General features: G+C 74.5%; 2 protein-coding genes. Both read left to right on the forward strand.

Annotated elements, in window-relative coordinates:
• Window positions 1-102 precede the first annotated feature (102 nt).
• Window positions 103-666 carry a helix-turn-helix domain-containing protein gene (locus tag IH61_RS0139765; protein ID WP_031079301.1) on the forward strand — a complete coding sequence of 188 codons (564 nt, stop codon included), beginning with the start codon at window positions 103-105 and terminating at the stop codon, window positions 664-666.
• On the forward strand, window positions 663-2,097 hold a 1,435-nt coding region (locus IH61_RS0139770), incomplete at its 3' end, for an MFS transporter (protein ID WP_051838783.1). The genes IH61_RS0139765 and IH61_RS0139770, both read left to right, overlap by 4 nt.

Below are 2,097 nucleotides of genomic sequence, written 5' to 3' on the forward strand. Positions count from 1 at the left end.
CCCCAGACCCCTGACCCCAGACCCCTGACCCCAGACCCCTGACCCCTGACCCCGGCCTCCGGTCTCTGTGGCTCCTCCCGTATTCGGGATAGCATCGCGAATATGGGAACAGAGACGGTCGCCGACGAGCGGCTGGCGCAACGCCTCGCCGAGCTGCGGCTCGAACGTGGCTGGACGCTCGACGAGTTGGCACGCCGGGCGGACGTCAGCCGCTCCACCCTCTCGCGCGTCGAGCGCGCCGAGGTCAGCCCGACCGCCGCCCTGCTCGGGCGGCTGTGCGGGGCGTACGGGCGGACCATGTCCCGGCTGCTCGCCGAGGTCGAGTCCGGGCCCGTGCCGCTCCTCCGGGCCGAGGAGCAGCAGGTGTGGCGGGACGAGGCGACCGGCTTCGTCCGGCGCTCCGTCTCGCCGCCGCACGGCTCGCTGCACGCCGAGATCATCGAAGGCCGGCTGCCCGCCGGCGCCGACATCGCCTACGACCGCCCCGTCCTGCCCGGCCTGGAACACCACCTGTGGCTCTTCGAGGGGGAGTTGGAACTCACCCTGGACGGCCAGGCGCACCGGCTCGCCCCCGGCGACTGCCTTCGCTACACCTCCACCACCTGCCGATTCCGCAGCCTCGGCCCCGGCGAGGCCCGCTACGCGCTCGTGGTGGTCGAACCGTGAGCGCGGCCGTGAGCACGGCGGCCGCGAGCGAGGCCGCCGGCGAGAAGCAGCGCTTCGACCCCGCCGGACGCCGGGTGCTGCTGGTCTGCGTCGCGGGCGGGTTCACCACCCTGCTCGACCAGTCCGTCCTCAACACCTCCATCCCCGCCCTGCGCGAGAGCCTCCACGCCCAGCCCGCCCACCTCCAGTGGATCGTCGCCGGGTACTCCCTCGCCTTCGGCCTCGCCCTGATACCCGGCGGGCGCCTGGGCGACGTCAAGGGCCGCAAGTGGTTCTTCGTCTCCGGGCTCGCCCTGTTCACCCTCGTCAGCCTGGTCTCCGCGACCGCCACCGACCCCGCCGTGCTCATCGCCGCCCGACTGCTCCAGGGCGCCGGCGCCGGCCTCGTCAACTCCCAGATGATCGGCACCCTCCAGGACGTCTTCGACGGCCAGCAGCGCGCCCGGGCCCTCGGCATGTACGCCGTCACCGGCGGCCTCGCCTTCGCTCTCGGCCCGCCCATCGGCGGCGCGGTCATCGCCGCCGCCGGGCCCGAACTCGGCTGGCGGCTCACCTTCCTGCTCAACCTGCCCTTCGGCCTGGCCACCCTCGCCCTCGCCGTCCGCCACCTGCCCCGGCCCAAGCCGGCCGCCCGGCACGCCGACCTGGACATCCTCGGCCTGCTGCTCGTCGCCGCGCTCACCCTCGCCCTGATGCTGCCCTTCGTCCAACCGCCCGGCTGGGCCGGCTGGCTGGGCTTCGCCGCGGCCGCCCTGGTCCTCCTCGCCGCCCTCGCCCGGTGGCAGCGCCACTACGCCCGCACCGGCGGCCACCCCCTGATCCACCCCGCCCTCACCCGCTCCGCGCCCTACGCCCTCGGCACGGCCACCGCCATGGCCCAGTTCGGCTCCTCGCTCGCCGCCTCCCTCGTCCTCACGATGTTCCTCCAGGACGGCCTCGGCCTCTCCCCGATGGGCGCCGCCCTCGTCGCCCTGCCCTCCGCCGTCGCCATGGGCACCGCCTCCGCCCTCGCCTGGCGCGTCGTCCAGCGCTTCGGCCGACGCACCGTCACCTACGGCATGGCCGGCTCCGCCCTCGCCGTCCTCACCAGCGGCCTCCTCGCCCACTGGGCCCCCGCCGCCTACCTGCCCTGGCTCCTCGCCCTCCTCCAACTCCTCGGCGGCGCCTCCACCGGCGTGATGATGTCCACCAACCAGGCATACGTCCTGCGCCACGCCCCCGCCGAAGCCGCCGGCGTCAGCGGCGCCATCCTCCAGATGTCCCAACGCATCGCCGCCGCCGTCACCGTCTCCGCCCTCTCCGGCATCTACCTCCGCCAAACCACCACCGGAGGCACCCACCGCACCGCCTACCTGACCACCGCCCTCATCTGCGCCACCATCGCCGCCCTGGCCATCCTCACCTCCCTCCCCCACCGCACCCACCTCCTCG

Origin of the sequence: Streptomyces sp. NRRL WC-3742 (assembly GCF_000720635.1) — a bacterium.
GTDB lineage: Bacteria > Actinomycetota > Actinomycetes > Streptomycetales > Streptomycetaceae > Kitasatospora.

Coding starts and splice junctions, on each gene's coding strand:
- IH61_RS0139765 (WP_031079301.1), top strand. CDS start 103: ATGGGAACAGAGACGGTCGCCGACGAGCGGCTGGCGCAACGCCTCGCC.